This is a genomic window from Pseudaminobacter soli (ex Li et al. 2025) (genome assembly GCF_003012705.1).
In the GTDB taxonomy this organism is placed as follows: domain Bacteria; phylum Pseudomonadota; class Alphaproteobacteria; order Rhizobiales; family Rhizobiaceae; genus Pseudaminobacter; species Pseudaminobacter soli.
Genome location: NZ_PXYL01000020.1, coordinates 21,412 through 39,181, shown reverse-complemented (window position 1 = coordinate 39,181; position 17,770 = coordinate 21,412). Strand labels below are relative to the sequence as shown.

Sequence of the window (17,770 nt, the reverse complement as noted above, 5' to 3'; positions counted from 1 at the left end):
GATCTCCGTTATTTGTCCCACACGGGGGCCAGTCCGGGAGGGCTGACCAGTCGGCCGTCGGAACGGGCGAGCCTGGAAATCGCGGTCATGTCGTCTGCGCTGAGTTCGAAGTCGAACACATCGAAATTTTCCGCAACGCGTTCCGGCTTCGCCGTCTTCGAAAGGGCGATGAAGCCGCGCTCGATCAGCCAGCGAAGCCCGACTTGCGCCGCCGACTTGCCGTACTTCTTGCCGATGGCCTGAAGAACGGGATCGCGCGGCACCGCGCCGTCGGCCATGCCGTAGTAGGCGGTGATGGCAACACCGGCCGCCTTGGCGGCTTCCGCGATGGCATTCTGGTCGAGATAGGGGTGAAGCTCGATCTGGTTGGTCACGATGGGCGCTGCGCTGCGTGCAATGGATTCCTTCATCTGCACGACATTCTGGTTGCTGACGCCGATGAAACGCGTTTTGCCTGCAGCTTGCACCGCGTTCAGCATATCGATCTGGTCGGCAATCGCCACCTTGTCGGCAGGCCAGTGCAGGAGCAGCAGATCGACCTGATTCACCTGGAGCTTGTCGAGGCTTTCATCGACGGATGCGGCGAATTTTTCCGGGCTGTAGTTGTCGACCCAGACCTTGGTGGTGAGAAATAAGTCTTCACGCCGCGCGCCTGCCTTTTGCAAGGCGCGGCCGAGCGCGGCCTCGTTCTGGTAGATCTGCGCCGTATCGAAATGGCGGAAGCCAGCTTCCAGCGCCGCTGGAATGACGCTTTCCACTTCGGCAACCGACATGCGGAAGACGCCGAAGCCGAGTGCCGGAATGGCGGCATCGTGTGAATTGACGAATTTCATGTATTTCTCCATTTGGTTCAGGCGGCAAGGGTGGTGGCTTTTTTGCCCAGTTGCGGCATGACGTCCGCCGCGAGTTCTTCGATGACCTCTGCCAGCGGGCGGGTCGATTGCCGAAGATTGACGGCTATGTGATCGACTCCGATCTCCGCCAGTCGCCGGAAATGACCGATCAATGCCTTGCGACCGAGGCGAGCGCCGAAGCGGATCAGCTGAGGAGGCGAATTGGCATCGTCGAGCAGGTCGAGATGGAAAGCGCTGATGAAGGCACCCTTGCCGGCGGTTGCGCCGGACCAGGCCGCAGTCTGTGCAGCGAGTTTTTCCAGGCTGCCCGGATAGACGAAGCGACCGTCCATGTTTGCGGCAAGCCATCCATCGTCCTGGCGGGCCTGGCCAGCCACAATGAGCGGAATGGTTGGCTGCACCGGACGGGGCAGAACGTCGAGTGTGGGAACGCGCTTGCCATTCACCGGCAGACCGCCCGGTTGCCACGTCTGCCTGATGTAGTGAACGGCTTCTCGAAAGCGCTCGCCGCGGCTATCGAAATCAAGACCAAGCAGAGGGTATTCGACCGGGCGATCACCTGATGCGACGCCGAGAAGGAGACGTCCTCCCGACAAAACATCTACCGAGGCTGCCGCCTTCGCTGTCATCAGCGGATGACGGATCGGAAGCACAACCGCTGCGGTTCCCAAAGCCATGTGCTCGGTCACGCCGGCAAGAAAGCCAAGCAAGGTGAAGACGTCATACACCGAACCGGCATCGCCCATGTTGACCTGGTCGAAGACGGGCACATCGCGCATCCAGACAGCGGAGAACCCAAGCGCGTCGGCGCGACGAACAAGCTCCGTCTGCAAGGAGAGGTCAGGACGCCATGCGGACGACCGCTGGCCGCCCCGCGCGCCTGTCCCTCGGGCGACCAGTCATTGTCGAGCGGCAATTCAATGCCGAGCGTCATGACGTCCGGCTTGCGGATTAGGTTCAATGCTGAGATCTTTGACATGCCAAAGAGGTATGCGACCTCTGTCCGCATGATAAGCCGTTGCCAGTCCACTTTATCTGTGAACGCTTTTCACAACTGGAGGCCGTCGATGGACAACCGCTCGTGGGAAATGCAGGTTTTTCTGCGCGTCGTTGATGCCGGCAGCTTTTCCGAAGCAGCACGTCTCCTGCGCATGACGCCCTCGACAATCAGTAAGTTGATCGCACGGCTGGAGACGCGCGTCGGCGTGCGCTTGTTGGAGCGATCGACCCGTCGCCTTTCCCTGACGGCCGAAGGGCAGATGTATTATGAGCGCGGCCAGTCGTTGCTCAGAGAATTTGACGACGTGGAACGTGAGCTCTCGCAAGGAGCGGCAAGTACAGGCGGAACGGTTCGAGTGAATGTCTCGGTCGCCTTTGGCGTGCTTGCGCTCGAGCCGATTCTGCCCGAGTTCTGGCAGGCCTATCCGAACATCGTTGTAGATCTCTCGCTTTCCGACGAAATCGTCGACCTATATCTGGACCGAACTGATGTTGCCTTCCGTGTCGGACCGTTACCGAGCTCTTCGATGATGGCCCGCAAGATCGGAACGGCACGACGCAAGATAGTCGCTTCACCGGCCTACTTACGTCGGAACGGAACTCCAACCTCGGTCGACGATCTGTCTCGACATAATTGTCTTAGCTTCAATTTCCGGAGATCGGCGCCGGTTTGGCCGCTCAAGGAAAGCGGTCGTATCGTTGATCGCGCCGTCCAGGGGGCGCTGCTTGCAAACAACGGCGAAACTGTCCGACGAATGGCAGTGGCTGGTGTAGGACTGGCCCGACTTGGTGACTATCATACTCGCGCGGATATTGCCGAGGGTCGTCTTGTCGAAGTGCTCCACGATGTCGTGGCAGAGGATGAAGAGGAGATTCACGCCCTCTTTCTTGGAGGAGGGCGCGTGCCACAGCGCGTGAGAGCTTTCCTCGATTTCGTCTGTCCGCGCCTGCAACGGTTCTTAGAGGGCGCACCTAAGCCCCTGTCTTGAGTTTCCTGTATTCAATCCGTGTCAGTGTTGAGGCATCAACTTTGCCCGTGGCATAGTCGGCTTGGCGTCTCTCATCACCTCGATCGCGCAGCGTCTCCACCTGAACAGGGAGGGAAAGGTGGACGGGCTATGACCGCGATCAACTGGAAGAATTGCGCCTTCCAACCCGCCAGCTCCCTGCCAAAATACAGACCTTTTGAGTCTCGCGCTTGAAAGGGCCCTGCGGCTCGATGATCTCCAGGTGGATACCGTCCGGGTCGTCGAAATACGCCACTTTAGTGCCGATGCCGTTGGCGAGTTGGTCGTCGGCTTGGAAAGTAAGCATTCGCCTATGGATCTCATCCAGATCATCGACGTCGAAGCACAACTGCATGGCTCCTATATTGACTGCCACTGAAGTTTCACGGACTGAACCCCATGGTCAGACGGCGGCGGTTGCCCGTTGCTGAACTGACGCCGGGCACAGCAACTCGTCATGAAACGCCTGGAATTCCCGCGCAAACCTCTCAACGATGCCAGAGTGGCTCTGGCTAGCCGGCCTGATGACCAGGAACCCGGCGTCGATGAAGATGCTGAATGGTCGAATGACGACCCCTCGTTCGGTGAATTCGCTCGCCGATGTCGGGTCGATGATGGATATGCCGGCCTTCTCGCTGACAAGCGACAGCGCCGTGTGGGACAGGCGGGTTTCCAATGGCGAAAGCCGGGCGATGCCGGCAAGAGCCACTTCCACGCGCATGGCAAAGATAGTCCCCGGCTCCAGGCTGATCATGCGCTGCCCCTGCAGGTCCTGGGGGCAAATGACGTCACGTGCGCAAAGCGGATGGCCCTCGGGGATGGCCACGACAGCCGCCATCGATCGCGTTTCGATGACGAAGCCAGGTCGATCGAGCGGGCCGTCGGCATAGCCGATGTCGGCCTGGCCTGCGCCGACGGCCTCCATCACCATCGATGACGGCAGACCACTCAGCGAAGCGTGCAGATTGGGCTTGTCGCGTAGGAAACGGGCAAGGAAACGCGGCAGGACGCCATTGCCGAGTGCGGGCATTGCCGCGATCCGCAAGGTTCCTGCTGCCTGTCTGGTGATCTCGTCGGCCACCGCGGCGATGCGCTTGAGCCCGACAAACGCCCGATTGACCTCGCTCCACAGCGTCACAGCTTCCTGCGTCGGGGTGATCTGATTTCCCCGCCGCTCGAATAGCCTGAGACGCGTCGCATGTTCGAAATCGCGGATGAGCCTGCTCACGGCCGGCTGGGTGATCGACATCAGCTCGGCGGCAGTGGTCATCTGGCCAGTCAGCATGACGGCCCGGAATGCCTCGACCTGTCTCAGATTCATGCCACCCTCCATAACATTCAGTTATTCTTATGCCTTGATTTCGAATTTGACCGAATGCTTTGCCCATGTAATTCATCCTGTCAATCGAAGGGACGTTTGACGGACTTGAAGCCCGAATGGGCGACCGAGCCGTCTCACCTCAGAAAATATAAGGCCAACAACCGACGCGGTCACAAGCGCCGGATCGACGACGCGTGCACACGCGCGCAGGGAACGTAGAGGCTGAGTGGTGAACTACTTGCAACTCATGGGCTTGGGGCCCGAGGGGTGGGGATATGACATGCTCGCGGCGACCGGGACGACGGTTGCAGTCGCGACATGCGGCTTCTTCACCGGTGCAGTTCTTGGATGCCTTGCGGCTGCGGCCAGTTTCTCACGGTACGTTGCGCTGCGTGCGTCCGCCAAAGCCTACACCACCATTTTGCGCGGCATCCCAGACCTGCTGGTCATCTACCTTTTCTACTTCGGCTCAAGCTCCGTCATTTCTGCCGTCGCCGCCCTGTTCGGCGCGGACGGCTTCATCGGTGCGCCGGCTTTCATCACCGGTGCGCTGGCAATCGGCGTGGTCTCCGGCGCCTACCAGACCGAGGTCTTCCGTGGGGCGGTACTTGCGCTTCCTCGGGGCGAGATCGAGGCCGGCCGCGCCTATGGCATGCCGCCGCTGCTTCTGTTCCGGCGTATTGTCCTGCCGCAGGCCGCGCGCTACGCGATCCCCGGCATCGGCAATGTCTGGCAGTTGGTGCTGAAGGAGTCCGCCCTAATCTCCGTGATTGGCCTCGTCGAACTGATGCGGCAGGCCCAGATCGGTTCGGGTTCGACCCGCCAGCCTTTCAGCTTCTACCTCACCGCAGCTGCTCTCTATCTGTTGATCACCTTTGTTTCGGGCCGTGGTTTTCGCCTGGCCGAACGGCGGGCGATGCGCGGGATCAGGAGGGCCGTGTGATGCCGCTCGACTTTCCCTTCCTCTACGAGACACTCACGACGCTGCTGGGTGGAATTCCGCTCACACTCCAGCTTGCTCTGTTGTCGATGGTCGCTGGTACTTTCCTTGCCTTCGGGCTCGCCCTGATGCGCGTATCCGGCAATTGGTGGCTCGACTGCCCGGCACAGTTCTACATATTCGTCTTTCGTGGCACGCCGCTGCTGGTGCAGGTCTACATCATCTATTACGGCCTCAGCCAGTTTCCATCGCTTCGCCACAGCGTCCTCTGGCCCTTCCTGCGTGAGGCCTATTGGTGCGCCATCATCGCGCTGGCGCTTAACACCGCAGCCTATAGTGCCGAGATCATTCGCGGCGGCCTGCTCTCGGTACCTGCCGGTCAGGTCGAAGCGGCACGGGCCTGCGGCATGTCCAAGCTTCTGCTTTTCCGGCGGATCGTCCTGCCACTAGCGCTGCGCCAGATGCTGCCCGCCTACAGCAACGAGATCATACTGATGGTCAAATCGACGGCGCTCGCCTCGACCATCACGCTCATGGAGATCACCGGCATTGCCGCCAAGCTGATCTCGGAGAGCTATCGGCCGGTGGAGGTGTTCGTCTGTGCCGGCGCAACCTACCTCGCAATCAATTTCTTCGTCGCCCGGCTGTTCGCAGGCATCGAGACCCTGATGTCGCCGGAGCGACGAAACCTGCCCGCCTCCACATCCGAAAAGCAGGAGGAATGTCATGTCTGAATGTGCCACTGCACTAGCGGTCGAACTGTTAGGCATCCGCAAGAGCTACGGATCTCTTGAAGTGCTGCACGGCATTTCACTTGCCGCCCAGGAAGGCGAGGTGATTTCGATCCTCGGTTCGTCTGGATCCGGCAAGTCCACCCTTCTTCGCTGCATCAACATGCTCGAGGTGCCAAATGAGGGGACGGTCGCCATTCATGGTGAAACGATCAAGATCCGCCAGAAGCCGGGGCAGGCTCTGTGCCCCGCGGACAGTGCCCAGGTCAACCGGCTGCGGTCCAAGGCAGCCATGGTGTTCCAGTCCTTCAACCTCTGGTCCCACCTGACGATCCTCGAAAATCTTGTCGAAGCGCCTGTCCATGTCCAGAAGCGCGACCGCAAGGCATGCATCGCCGAGGCCGAAGCCCTGCTTGAACGCGTGGGCATAGCCGACAAGCGGCACCATTATCCGGCGCATCTTTCCGGCGGCCAGCAGCAGCGCGCGGCGATTGCACGGGCGCTCGCGATGCGGCCCAGTGTGATGCTGTTCGACGAGCCGACCTCAGCGCTCGACCCCGAACTGGTCGGCGAGGTGCTGAAGGTGATGCGCGATCTCGCCGCCGAAGGCCGCACCATGCTGATCGTCACCCACGAAATGGCGTTCGCACGAGACGTCTCGAGCCGAACCGTATTCATCCACAAGGGCATCATCGAAGAGGACGGCCCGCCCAAGGAAGTATTCTCCAACCCGCGATCGGAACGCTTCAGGCAGTTCATCTCGCGGGAGGAAACAGGATTGCGCTGACGGCCAAGTCGGCCGCCCGCGCATGCGCATACCCAATCTCAACAACAAGACCGCTTTGAGGTGAACTTATGAGACTGAAATCCATCCTTGCCGCTGCCTTTGTCCTGGCTTCAGCGGGCACCACGTTGGCCGACGAAAAGGTGGTGACGATCGCAACCGAAGGCGCCTACGCGCCGTGGAACTTCTCGGGACCGAACGGCACCCTCGAAGGCTTCGAGATCGACCTTGCCAAGGTCCTCTGCGAGCGGATGAAGGTGAAGTGCGAGATCATGGCGCAGAACTGGGACGGCATCATTCCGTCGCTGACGGCCAAGAAGTACGACGCGATCATGGCCGGCATGAGCGTGACGCCCAAGCGCGAGGAAGTCATCGCCTTCTCGACTCCCTATGCGGCAGGCATCAACACCTTTGCCGCGCCGGCCGATGGCCCGCTCGCCGATATGCCCGGCACCGGCGAGAGCTATTCGCTCGACAGCCAGGCGGATGAAGCCAAGAAGCGCATCGACGAAATTGCTGCCCTGCTCAAAGGCAAGGCGGTCGGCGTCCAGGGTTCGACCACCGCTTCGGCCTTCATGGAAGCCTATTTCAAGGACGCAGCCGACATCCGCCAATACAAGTCGACCGAAGAGCACAATCTCGACCTCGTCAGCGGCCGTGTCGACGCTGTGCTGGCCAACGCTACCGTGCTCGCCGAAGCCCTGACCAAGCCCGACATGCAGGGCGTAAAGATGTCGGGTCCGCTCTTCTCCGGCGGCGTGTTCGGCGTGATCGCCGTCGGCCTGCGCAAGGAGGACACGGCCCTCAAGGCCCAGTTCGACGAGGCGATCAAGAGCGCGATTGCCGACGGCACCGTGAAGGAGCTGTCGCTGAAGTGGTTCAAGGTCGACGTCAGTCCACGCGGCTAATTGCCTGAGTGCAGCGGGCGCGGCCGATGCGGCCCCACCGCATCGGCCAGAATCTTCCGGAAATCTTTCATGGCATTTGTTGACGAATGCGAGATGGCCGTCGTCGGCGGCGGCCTGGTCGGCGCTGCTTTGGCCTGGGGGTTGGCCCGATCCGGCATCCAGACCATGGTGCTGGACGGCGAGGACCTCGACCTTAGGGCGTCGCGCGCCAACTTTGCGCTCGTCTGGGTGCAGGGGAAGGGACTCGGGGCGCCTCACTATGCACTCTGGTCCAAGGCTTCCGCTGAACGTTGGCCTGAGCTGGCAGCTGCCCTTGCCGGCGATACCGGCATCGACGTCTCGTTGAGCCAGCGGGGAGCTTTCTCCTTTGCCCTCTCGCGATGTGAACTGGACGCGTGGCGCATCGAACTCGAGACGATCGCCGAACAGACCCGCGGGGCGGCTGCGCCCTACGAGGTGCTTGGCGCCGATGAAACGCGCGAAAGGGTCCCGGGGCTTGGGCGCGATGTGGTCGGCTCGATCTATTCGCCAACGGACGGTCACGTGAATTCGCTGCGGCTTTTCAGGGCACTGCATGTCGGCATGAAGGCGCGGGGCGTCAACTATCGTGCGCACCATGGCGTCAAAAACATCGAGCCGATCAAAGACGGGTTCCGGCTGATCGGTTCGTGGGGCGAAGTCCATGCGCGCCGCATCGTGCTTGCGGCCGGCCTCGACAACGAACGTCTGGCCCCGATGGTCGGGCTTTCCGCGCCGCTCAAGCGCAGCAAGGGACAAATCCTCGTCACCGAAAAATGCGCGCCCTTCTTCGATTACGCATCCACCACGATTAGGCAGGCGGACGAAGGTGGCGTGATGATCGGCGACAGCGAGGAAACGCACAGCTCGGCCATCGCCACAAACCAGGACATCAGCGCCGTGCTGGCACACCGCGCCATCCGGGTCTTCCCCGCACTTGCCGACGTCAATGTGGTTAGGAGCTGGACCGGGTTCCGCGTAAAAACGATGGACGGTCTGCCGATCTACGAACAGTCGGCCACTCATCCCGCCGCCTTCATTGCGGTCTGCCATTCCGGCGTCACTCTAGCGGCCAACCACGCGCTGGTAGTGGCTCCGCAGATCGCCGCAGGTCGGCTCGCAGCAGAGCTATCGCCATTCCATTCGTGGAGGTTCCATGCTCCTCAGAATTCGTGATGCCGTCGACAAGGTGACCTTTACCTTCGATGGCGCGGCGGTGCAGGCCGCGCGAGGTGACACCCTTGCCGCAGCCTTGCTTGCCGCCGGCATCGACACGTTTCGAATAAGCATCGTCGGTCGTGAGCCAAGGGCTCCCTATTGCCTGATGGGTGTGTGCTTCGAATGCCTCGTGACCATCGACGACATCCAGAACCGCCAGAGCTGCCTCGTCGAAGTTCAGGAGGGCATGGTGGTGACAAGCCAGAACGGTGCCCGGACGATCGGGAGGGATGACGGCCTATGAGCGTGCGCCTGATCAACGAGGCAGCCCAGTTTGCCCCGAAATACGACCTTGTCGTTGTCGGTGCCGGGCCGGCAGGCCTTTCCGCGGCAATCGAGGCTTCCGCATCGGGTGCCTCCGTGCTCGTCGTCGATGAGAATGCCGCGCCCGGCGGGCAGATCTATAGGGCGATCACGCGGAACGCTCCTGAAAGGCAACCTTTCCTGGGCGTGGATTATTGGAAGGGACGCGAAATTGCCGAAAGCTTCCTGCAATCTCCAGCCGACTACGCACCTGCAACCACCGTCTGGAGCCTCAATCCCGCAACAACAGAAGATGCTAGCGCCGGTCCTGTGCTCGGCGTGACCTTAAGCGGTGTGGCACGCACGGTGGAGGCGCGCGCGGTGATCCTCGCAACCGGGGCCATGGAGCGGCCCATGCCGGTTCCGGGCTGGACGCTTCCCGGCGTGATGAGTGCGGGTGCGGCCCAGATCGCGCTGAAAACCGTTTCGGCAATCCCGAAGGGCAGGATTGTTCTCGCCGGCTGCGGGCCCCTCCTCTACCTGCTGGCGGCACAGCTTATCGAGGCCGGGGCCGATATCGAGGCCCTGCTCGACACGGCTGACAAGGGACAACGCCTTGCCGCGCTACGCCACCTGCCGGATTTCCTTCGCTCGCCCTATTGGCTGAAGGGTCTGGCTTTGCTTCTCAAGGTGCTCTTCCGCACGAAGGTGGTGACGGGCGTCACGGCGCTTTCGATCGACGGCGACCGGAAGGCCGAATCCGTGACGTTCGAGGCCGGTCACCGTCGACAGAAAATTCCGGCCGATTGCGTGCTGCTGCATCAGGGTGTGATCCCTGGCATCAATCTGGCCAGTGCAGCCGGCTGCGTGATAGAGTGGAACGATCGCCAACGGGCCTTTCAACCGCGGACGGACCCGTTCGGCCGCACCACGGCCCCAGGTATTCTCGTCGCCGGCGACGGTGCGGAGATCGCCGGAGCCCAGCATGCCGCAGCGGCCGGACGCATTTCCGCGGCCGCAACACTTGAGGACATCGGCATCCTGTCGAATGAGGCCGCGGCTTCGCGGCTTATTGCGGTCGTTCGCGCTCGGCGGAACTACCTGCGCGGCCGCGCTTTCCTCGACACCCTCTACCTGCCAGCGCAGCAGTTTCGCGCCCCAACGCAACCCGAAACCATCGTGTGCCGGTGCGAGGAGGTGCGGGCCGGCAGATTGCGCGAGGCGATCGCGCTTGGGGCACTAGGCCCCAACCAGCTCAAGACATTCTTGCGCTGCGGCATGGGCCCCTGTCAGGGCCGCATGTGCGCTTCGACGGTCACCGAAATCATGGCGACAGAGCACGGTCTCAGCCCCGCGGAAATCGGAACCTACCGCCTGAGGGCGCCCGTCAAGCCTCTCCGCCTCGCCGAGCTGGCGGCGCTGCCGCAGACGCAGGACGCAATTTTTGCTGTTACGGGCCGAGAGGCCACCGACTATTCACCCGAAGAGAAAGGAACCACTCCATGACCAACCGCTATATCCGCACCCCGATCATGCATCGGGTCGTCGAGCACAACGGCATGGTCTTCGTCGGCGGCACGACGTGCGACGACGAGAGCCTGGAGATGGCGGGGCAGACCCGCGAGATCCTCGCCAAGATCGACGGCTATCTCGCCGAAGCGGGCACCGACAAGACCAGGCTCCTGTCGGCCACGATCTTCATCACCGACATGAGCCTCAAACCTCAGATGGACGCAGTCTGGAAGGAGTGGGTCGCGCCTGAGAACTTTCCGATCCGTGCGACCGTGGGCGTCGCCGACCTCGGCGGCGACACGCTGATCGAGATCGTCGTGACCGCTCACAAGTAAGCCGAAATAAGACCGCTGGGGCCGAAGCTCGGCCTCGGCTCCGGCGTCCTTTAGATCAAAGCCCGCTTCCGGAAGCACGAGGGCTATTAGGAATGGCTGCCAGGTTCTTCTTCCGCCTAGTGGCTGGCGTCGCTTCCGGGAGCACGAACTCGCTGCCGTGCGCGATTTCCTGGCGGCGCTGCGATCAATGGATGTCATGCCCACCGCCGAGACCGATTGGACCTACCGGGATTGACTAACTGGACGCCGAGCAAGGGTTGCGATTGTATTAGAACTTCGTGGTCTCCGCGGGCAGGTGCCCAAAAGCCTCTCCTCCAGCCATCAAACCGTCACGGCAAACCCACTTATATCCCAGCTCTGAGAGGGCGTTGTGGGCTCTCCGCTGCAGGGGGCGCGGCGGCAACGAACCGCCGGCCGGAACGCAGGGCGCCGTCGGCAAGGCGCACCTTCGCCATCCGAGCGGAAGCGCCATGGCCGCCATGCTGCGCGACCTGCGTGCCTCCGCGAACTTACGCGCCACCGCAACGATTGCGCAAAACTTGTTGGAGCGTTCGGCAATGGCTGGGAACGAGCAACGCCGGGCCGCCCAAACGCTGTACCCTGCCTTTATCTCGCCGGTGACTCTCCCGCATTGATCGTAGATGCCTAGCACCGTCAGTTGGCGCGCTGTCGCACCGCCTGCGCGAGCGGTTGCGAGAGTCGCTCTCCTGCTATTTGCGCGGCGCGACGTAGATCATGGACCGGCTCCAGTCCTGGATAAAGCGGTTGCGCTGCGCCTCGTCTTGAGCCGCCAGAAGGGCGGGACCGATGTGGATCGGTTGTGCGCCGCTGGATTCGTTGAGCACCGTTGGGCCATCGACATCGGGCGGCAGCGGCCCGTCCTCGGAGAAGAAGAAAGCGTGCTCGCCCGCGATCTCGCGTCCGCGCTCGGACAAGAGATAATCCAGGAAGCGGCCCGCCAGATCCGGGTGCGCCGAGGTCTTGGGGATGAGCGCGCCACGGCTCAAGATCAGCGTGTAGTCGCGCGGCACCACGACCCTCAGGTCAGGATTTGATCGGGCGGCCGCATAAGCGTAGGAGCCGATCATGTTGTAGCCGATATAGAGCCGCCCGCTTGCGATCTCCTGCAGTGAGGCACCAGTGCAGCAGTGCACCACCACTTCGGCACGGCTCATGCTTTCCAGAAGCCGGCCGTAAACCGTCGTCGGCTGCGCCGCATCGCTGAAGGCCAGCAGGTATCCGACGCCGGAAAGGCGGATGTCGAATGTGCCGATGCGGCCACGATAGTAGTCGAGCCGGCGCCGCAAGAGGTCAGCGAGCTCGACATGCGTGCGCGGCACATCCGCCGGCGGAACGAAGCGGGCATTGTAGACGAAGACCGTGGGTTCATAGGTGAAGCCGAACACCTCGTCGCGCCATTTCGCCCAATCCCCCACGCGCGCCGTCTCTGCCGATAAGTGGGGAACGGCGCAGCCGTCATTGGACAGTTTGACGAGTTGGTCGAGCGAGGAAGACAACAGAATGTCGCCTTGTCCGGCCCCAGCGCTGCAGGCTTCGCTGGCGCTCTTCTGAAGATCGTTGGTGACGAAATCCGAATAGTCGATTGCAATGCCCGGCGCAGTAAGCTGGAAATCGCGAATCAAGGGCTCCATGGCCGAAAGATCAGTCGCGCCATGAATTGCAAGACGAACCGATTCCGGTCCGACCGCGGGGAACGACTTGGTGGTGCCTTCCAGGGCGAGTGCAGAGCAGAGTTGGAGGCACATGCCTGCAAGCAATGCGCAGCCGCTGAAACAATACCCGGAGAAGGGTGAAGCGGTTTTCCGTCCGGACTCGCCAAAAAACAATGCCTGCAACCGCTTCATACGTTCTTCTCTATCGTGCGCTGCAGCGTCAACACCACAGTGAAGCCCGCGCCAGGCTGCTTCTCGCGGAAGCTCAGGCCGCCGCCGAAGGCCGCTACGACTTCCGACGCGATGGCGAAGCCAAGGCCGGTACTGCCTCCGCTCGACTTCGACGTTTCGAAACGTCGGGTGATGCGCCCCCATTCCTGCGGCGGAATGCCCGGCCCGTCGTCCTCCACCTCGACGCGCGCCGAACCATCGTCGATGCACACCCGTACGTCCAGCCGGGAGGTGGTGCCATGACGCAGGGCATTGTCGATGACGTTGACAATCGCTTCGCGCAGACTGATGGCGTCGGCCGAGACGATCGGATGCTCGTCCGGCGCTTCGAAGGAAATCACGATGTCGGGATCGACGGTTATCGGAATGGCGGCGCGGAAGGCGCGACGCGCAACGTCGACGAGATCGACAGGCTGGAGCTGCGCCGTTTCGGTGCGATGGATGACCATGGCGTGGCTCAGAAGCTGGTTCGTCAGCCGAGCAAGTTCCTTGGCGCGCACCTGCACGCGATAGAGATGCTGGCGCGCCGTCTCGTCCAGCCTGTCTCCGTCGAGAAGGTCGAGCTGCGCCGACAGGGCAGTCAACGGTGTGCGGATCTGGTGCGCGGCATCGGAAACGAAGTGCCGCAAGAGCACTGCGCGCTCGTTGAACCGTCCCATGAAATGATTGATGGAGGCAATGAAGGGCCCTAGCTCTCGCGGCACCTCCACCGTTACCGGCTGCTGGTCCTGTGGGTCGCGCCGGCGCAGGGCCGCGCCCAGACGTTCGATAGGTTTCAGCGCGTAGCGGATGGCGAGCATCGCGCCGGCCAGCGCCAGCAGGCTCATGACCGCCACCAGAACCGATGCGCGCAGCGTCAGTTCGCCCGCGAGCGTGCGGCGCGCCTCCGTGGTCTGCGCGACGACCACATGTGCCCAGCCGGGAGCGGAGGAATCTGCGAGAGCGCGCGACACGACGGCAATCCTGACTGCCTCGCCCTTGTAGCGCCCGCTTTCCAGAACAGGTTCCCGCCGCACGGTCGTCGGATCTATGTTGGCCTCGAGGTCGCCATAGCCGGTCAGGGTGCGGCCACTCGGATCGGTGATGCGATAAAAGACACGATCGCGCCCGGCCAGCCCCAGAAGTTCGAAGGCCGATGTCGGCAGGTTCACGATCAACTGGCCGCCTTCGACGGTCAGTCCGTCGGCCATCTGCAGCGCCGCTCCCAGCAGCAGCCGGTCATACGCATCGTCCGCTGCTGCGCGCGCATAGTACCAAGCGGCGGTTACCAGAAGGCCCGCCCCGATGCCCAGCACCAGCGAAATGCGTAGCGCCAGGCGAGCGAAAAGCGATGTCTCACGTCTCATCCGGTAATAGCTGGTAGCCCAGGTTCCGCACAGTCACGATATGGGCTTTCGCACCGTCGAGCTTCTTGCGCAAGCGGCCGATGTAAAGCTCAATGGCGTTGGGGTTGGCCGCATCCTCGAAGCCGAAGAGCTGGTCGAGAAGCTCGTCCTTGCTGAAGAGGCGGCCGGGCCGGGAGGCGAGTATCTCCAAAAGGATCATCTCACGCCGCTTGAGCTGCACCTCGCGCTTGCCGATCTTAACCGCGCGGCTGGCGCGGTCGATTGTAAGGTCGCCGCAGGAGATGATGTTGGTGGCCTCGCCGGAGCGGCGGCGCATCAGCACGCGCGCCCGCGCCTCCAACTCGCGGAAGTCGAAAGGCTTGACGAGATAGTCATCGGCGCCGATGTCGAGCGCGCCGACCCTGTCCTCGATTTCAGAGCGGGCGGTCAGCATCAGAACCGGCGTCGTGGTTCTCTTCTGGCGCACCTGCCTCAGGATATCGAAGCCATTCAGGCCCGGCAGCATCACGTCAAGGATGATAAGGTCGTAGGACGTGAATTCGAGGATCTCGGCTGCGGCCCGCCCGTCCGTCTCCCAGTCGACGGTATGCCCCGTGGCGGTAAAGCGATGGCTTATCGCTTCACCCACGTCGCGCGTATCCTCGACGAGAAGAATCCTCATGGCCAGAACCTTGCTGGATCCGACGGCCTTCCAGGGAAATCGGCAGCCGCCGCTTCAATAATATCTCAAGCAGCTTCCGGAAACAGCCACACGCTCTGGCGCGGGATTTCGGCCCAGACCTGGCCCGACGCCAACGGCCTCGTGCCGAACGCTTTGGCCCGGAACGCACCCCAGGCGAGGCGGTACTCCCAGCGGTCGCCGAGGAAAAGGCAGGCTTCAAGCCGCATCTCGATCCGTCCAGGGCCCGGCTGGCCATGCACCGCGACCTGTTCGACTCGGATGACCGCCTTGCCGTCGCCGTCCTCACCCTCGCCGAGAACCACGCCGTCGAGCGACCAGCCGTCGCCCTGAATGCGGGTGCCCGACGCGTTGCGCGAGATGCGCCCGCTCGCGACATTGTTGGCGCCGAGGAAATCCGCTGCGAAAAAGCTCTTCGGCCTGTCATAGATCTCCTGCGGCGCGCCTTCCTGCGCCACGGCACCATCGCGCAGAAGCAGGATGTTGTCGGACGCCGCGAGCGCTTCGGCCTGGTCGTGGGTGACGAGCACGGCGCAGATTTCGAGATCCAACACCAGCTTGCGGATCCAGTAGCGAGCCTCCTCGCGCAGCTTCGCGTCGAGATTGGACAAAGGCTCGTCCATCAGCAGCACTTTCGGCTGATAGACCAGCGCGCGGCAGATGGCGACGCGCTGCTGCTGACCGCCGGAAAGCTGATCGGGATAGCGCTCGGCGAGATGGCCGAGGCCGATATTGCCCAGCGTATCGAGCACGCGTTTTTCGGTGTCGGCCTTGTTCACGCCGCGCAATCTCAAGCCGTAGGCGACATTCTCGGCCACGGTGCGGTGCGGCCACAGCGCATAGGACTGGAAGACCAGGCCGATATTGCGGTTTTCAGGCGCGACGGTCATCCGCTTTTCGCCGTCCAGCACCGCCTTGCCGCCGATCTTGATCACGCCGTTTTCCGGCTGTTCGAGCCCGGCGACGCAGCGCAAAAGCGTCGTCTTTCCGCTGCCGGAAGCGCCCAGCAACGAGACGATGGAGCCACGACTTGCGGTGAACGACGCGCCCTTCAGAATATGCAGGCCGCCGAGATATTTATGGACGTTCTGTACGATGAGCTCAGTCATGGATTTTGGCTCCAAGGCGGAAGGCGAGGCCGAGGCCCACTCCGGTGAGAAGAATGCTGACGAAGGCAAGAGCTGCGATGGTGTCCATAGCGCCCGACTGAAGCTGCGCGACCATAAGCGAACCGATCACCTCGGTGCCGGCGCTCATCAGATAGATGCCGGTGGCGTAGTCGCGCAGGAAGACGATCATGATCAGCGCCCAGGCGCCGACGAGGCCAGGCCGGACGATCGGAATAACCACGTCACGCCAGGTCTGGCCGATGCTCGCACCAGTGGTGCGGGCGGCTTCCTCGAGATCGGGACCGATCTGGATCAGCGTGCCTTGCAGCAGGCGCAGGCCGTAAGACAGGCCGACGATCACGTAGGCCGCGAACAGGCTGATGAGCGTCGCCCGTAGCGGCACAAGCAAGGGCACGAACAGAAACAGCCAGAAGAACGCAAGACCGACGATCAGGCTCGGCATGGCGCGTGGCAAAAGCACCATATAGTCGAGCAGCGTGTTCGAGAAGCCCTGGTTTCTGTGCCCGGCCAGACCGATCACCAGATAGATGGCGACCGCAGCCGCGCCGCCGACGACCGAAAGGATGACGGTGTTGACGATGCCGCGGAACAGGCTTGGCACCTCTATCAGATTGCCGAAGTGTTTGACGGTGAGATGCTCCAGCGGATTGACGCCCTGGCCCCACGCATCAACGAAGGCGCGCAGAACGATACCGCCAATGGGCAACATCACCGAAACCAACAGCCAGAGCCCGACGAAGGAAAGCGCGATGATCTGGCCGGTCCGCCCAAGCCGCATGACCTGGGTGCGTGGTCCCTTGCCACCGAGCGCGGCGTAACGGCGGCCATGGCGCAGCAGGCGGCGCTGATACCAGACAAGCGGCAACGTGAGCAGCACCAGCAGCACGACCACCACCGCCATGAGCTGATAAGTCGGCACGCCGAACAGCGTCGTCAGTTTGTAGACATAGGTGGTCAGAACTACGATGCCGCTCGGATCGCCCAGCACGTAAGGGACGCCGAACATCTCGAAGCCGACGAGGAGGTTGAGCGCCGTCGCAAAGATGAGCGCCGGCAGCACCATCGGCATGGTGACGTCGAGGAAGACCCGCCAGATCGGCGCGCCGACAGAACGCGCGGCCTCCTCGAGGTCCGAGGGCAGGTTGCGCATCGCCGCCGCGACATAGAGATAGACATGCGGTACATGGGCAAGGCCGGTGACAATGACGATGCCCGTCAATGAGTAAAGCGTCCATGGAGCGGCGCCGAAGATGTGGCGCGACAGCATGGTGATGAATCCGGACGGGCCGACCGAAACCGTATAGCCGAAGGCGAGAACGATGGCCGAGATGAACATCGGCACCAGCACAACAACTTCGAGCGTCTTTCGGAAGCGCACATCGGTGCGCGTCAGGAGGAAGGCGAGCCCGGCGCCGAGCGGAACCGCGATGATAACCATGCCCGCCGCCATGATGACCGTGTTCCAGAGCGCGTCATAGAACATCGCGTCGGTCAGGATATAGCGATAGGCTTCGAGGGACAGCTTGCTCGCCGGAGTGAAGAACGGGCCATCGAGGAAGCTCTGATAGAAGATCAGCAGAATGGGGGCGAGGACGCAAAGCCCTAGGAGGCTGATGACGGTGACGCGGAAGGCTCTGGCATTGCCCGGCAGCGGCATGGTCGTCGCCGGCCGGGTGGCCACTCCCTGTGTCGGGTGACTTGATACCGCATTGGCGGATACGGAAGCTGTCTCTGCCGGCATCGGCGGGCCTCCTCCAGTTTGATCGATTAGTGTTGGGGCAGTGTCTGAAACGGCTCCGGATCAAGGCCGGAACCGTTTCATGTCACTTAGTGCCAGCGCT

19 protein-coding genes are annotated in these 17,770 nt (G+C 62.4%); 10 read left to right on the top strand and 9 right to left on the bottom strand.

What is annotated here, in order from left to right:
• Window positions 1-8: 8 nt before the first annotated feature.
• Both C7I85_RS25495 and C7I85_RS25490 read right to left on the bottom strand, forming a co-directional pair.
• Window positions 9-833, bottom strand: coding sequence for an aldo/keto reductase (locus C7I85_RS25495; protein WP_106726844.1), 825 nt, complete (start codon window positions 831-833; stop codon window positions 9-11).
• 17 nt (window positions 834-850) lie between these two features.
• Window positions 851-1,687 carry a TIGR03571 family LLM class oxidoreductase gene (locus C7I85_RS25490; RefSeq protein WP_245445107.1) on the bottom strand — a complete coding sequence of 279 codons (837 nt, stop codon included), beginning with the start codon at window positions 1,685-1,687 and terminating at the stop codon, window positions 851-853.
• Between the two features lie 234 nt (window positions 1,688-1,921).
• Between C7I85_RS25490 and C7I85_RS25485 the strand changes: the two genes are divergently transcribed.
• On the top strand, window positions 1,922-2,842 hold the full coding sequence (locus tag C7I85_RS25485) for a LysR family transcriptional regulator (protein WP_106726843.1): 921 nt from the start codon (window positions 1,922-1,924) through the stop codon (window positions 2,840-2,842).
• A gap of 139 nt (window positions 2,843-2,981) precedes the next feature.
• Here C7I85_RS25485 and C7I85_RS25480 read toward each other — a convergent pair whose 3' ends face one another.
• Both C7I85_RS25480 and C7I85_RS25475 read right to left on the bottom strand, forming a co-directional pair.
• Complete coding sequence (locus tag C7I85_RS25480) at window positions 2,982-3,209, bottom strand: VOC family protein (RefSeq protein ID WP_146148962.1); 228 nt, start codon at window positions 3,207-3,209, stop codon at window positions 2,982-2,984.
• 54 nt (window positions 3,210-3,263) lie between these two features.
• Window positions 3,264-4,181, bottom strand: coding sequence for a LysR substrate-binding domain-containing protein (locus C7I85_RS25475; protein ID WP_106726811.1), 918 nt, complete (start codon window positions 4,179-4,181; stop codon window positions 3,264-3,266).
• A 247-nt stretch (window positions 4,182-4,428) separates the two neighbouring features.
• Here C7I85_RS25475 and C7I85_RS25470 point away from each other — a divergent pair, with 247 nt between their 5' ends.
• The 9 genes from C7I85_RS25470 (at window position 4,429) to C7I85_RS31185 (ending at window position 11,505) form a co-directional block, all read left to right on the top strand.
• Window positions 4,429-5,124 (top strand): ABC transporter permease, encoded by a 696-nt coding sequence (locus C7I85_RS25470; protein WP_106726810.1) that lies wholly within the window; start codon window positions 4,429-4,431, stop codon window positions 5,122-5,124.
• Entirely contained in the window at window positions 5,124-5,855 is a 732-nt protein-coding gene (locus C7I85_RS25465; protein ID WP_106726809.1) for an ABC transporter permease, read from the top strand. Before C7I85_RS25470 ends, C7I85_RS25465 begins: the two co-directional genes overlap by 1 nt.
• Complete coding sequence (locus C7I85_RS25460) at window positions 5,848-6,639, top strand: ABC transporter ATP-binding protein (RefSeq protein ID WP_106726808.1); 792 nt, start codon at window positions 5,848-5,850, stop codon at window positions 6,637-6,639. Before C7I85_RS25465 ends, C7I85_RS25460 begins: the two co-directional genes overlap by 8 nt.
• Before the next feature lie 68 nt (window positions 6,640-6,707).
• The gene (locus C7I85_RS25455; protein WP_106726807.1) at window positions 6,708-7,544 is read left to right on the top strand and encodes a lysine/arginine/ornithine ABC transporter substrate-binding protein; all 837 of its coding nucleotides are present in this window, start codon (window positions 6,708-6,710) and stop codon (window positions 7,542-7,544) included.
• Window positions 7,545-7,613: 69 nt separating this feature from the next.
• Window positions 7,614-8,738, top strand: coding sequence for an NAD(P)/FAD-dependent oxidoreductase (locus C7I85_RS25450; RefSeq protein ID WP_106726806.1), 1,125 nt, complete (start codon window positions 7,614-7,616; stop codon window positions 8,736-8,738).
• Window positions 8,719-9,024, top strand: coding sequence for a (2Fe-2S)-binding protein (locus tag C7I85_RS25445; protein ID WP_106726805.1), 306 nt, complete (start codon window positions 8,719-8,721; stop codon window positions 9,022-9,024). The genes C7I85_RS25450 and C7I85_RS25445 overlap by 20 nt, the downstream gene beginning before the upstream one ends.
• Window positions 9,021-10,529: an FAD-dependent oxidoreductase gene (locus C7I85_RS25440; protein WP_106726804.1), complete on the top strand. Its 1,509-nt coding sequence runs from the start codon at window positions 9,021-9,023 to the stop codon at window positions 10,527-10,529. Before C7I85_RS25445 ends, C7I85_RS25440 begins: the two co-directional genes overlap by 4 nt.
• On the top strand, window positions 10,526-10,870 hold the full coding sequence (locus tag C7I85_RS25435; RefSeq protein WP_106726803.1) for a RidA family protein: 345 nt from the start codon (window positions 10,526-10,528) through the stop codon (window positions 10,868-10,870). The genes C7I85_RS25440 and C7I85_RS25435 overlap by 4 nt, the downstream gene beginning before the upstream one ends.
• Window positions 10,871-11,340: 470 nt before the next feature.
• Window positions 11,341-11,505 carry a hypothetical protein gene (locus C7I85_RS31185; RefSeq protein ID WP_181257385.1) on the top strand — a complete coding sequence of 55 codons (165 nt, stop codon included), beginning with the start codon at window positions 11,341-11,343 and terminating at the stop codon, window positions 11,503-11,505.
• 75 nt (window positions 11,506-11,580) lie between these two features.
• On the opposite strand, the gene C7I85_RS25430 is transcribed toward C7I85_RS31185, so the two are convergent.
• The 5 genes from C7I85_RS25430 to C7I85_RS25410 form a co-directional block, all read right to left on the bottom strand.
• Window positions 11,581-12,522 carry an ABC transporter substrate-binding protein gene (locus C7I85_RS25430; protein ID WP_245445106.1) on the bottom strand — a complete coding sequence of 314 codons (942 nt, stop codon included), beginning with the start codon at window positions 12,520-12,522 and terminating at the stop codon, window positions 11,581-11,583.
• Between the two features lie 209 nt (window positions 12,523-12,731).
• On the bottom strand, window positions 12,732-14,120 hold the full coding sequence (locus C7I85_RS25425) for a sensor histidine kinase (protein ID WP_106726801.1): 1,389 nt from the start codon (window positions 14,118-14,120) through the stop codon (window positions 12,732-12,734).
• On the bottom strand, window positions 14,110-14,781 hold the full coding sequence (locus C7I85_RS25420; protein ID WP_106726800.1) for a response regulator transcription factor: 672 nt from the start codon (window positions 14,779-14,781) through the stop codon (window positions 14,110-14,112). The genes C7I85_RS25425 and C7I85_RS25420 overlap by 11 nt, the downstream gene beginning before the upstream one ends.
• 65 nt (window positions 14,782-14,846) lie before the next feature.
• The gene (locus tag C7I85_RS25415; RefSeq protein ID WP_106726799.1) at window positions 14,847-15,908 is read right to left on the bottom strand and encodes an ABC transporter ATP-binding protein; all 1,062 of its coding nucleotides are present in this window, start codon (window positions 15,906-15,908) and stop codon (window positions 14,847-14,849) included.
• Window positions 15,901-17,670: an ABC transporter permease gene (locus tag C7I85_RS25410; protein ID WP_428832901.1), complete on the bottom strand. Its 1,770-nt coding sequence runs from the start codon at window positions 17,668-17,670 to the stop codon at window positions 15,901-15,903. Before C7I85_RS25410 ends, C7I85_RS25415 begins: the two co-directional genes overlap by 8 nt.
• Window positions 17,671-17,770: the final 100 nt, after the last annotated feature.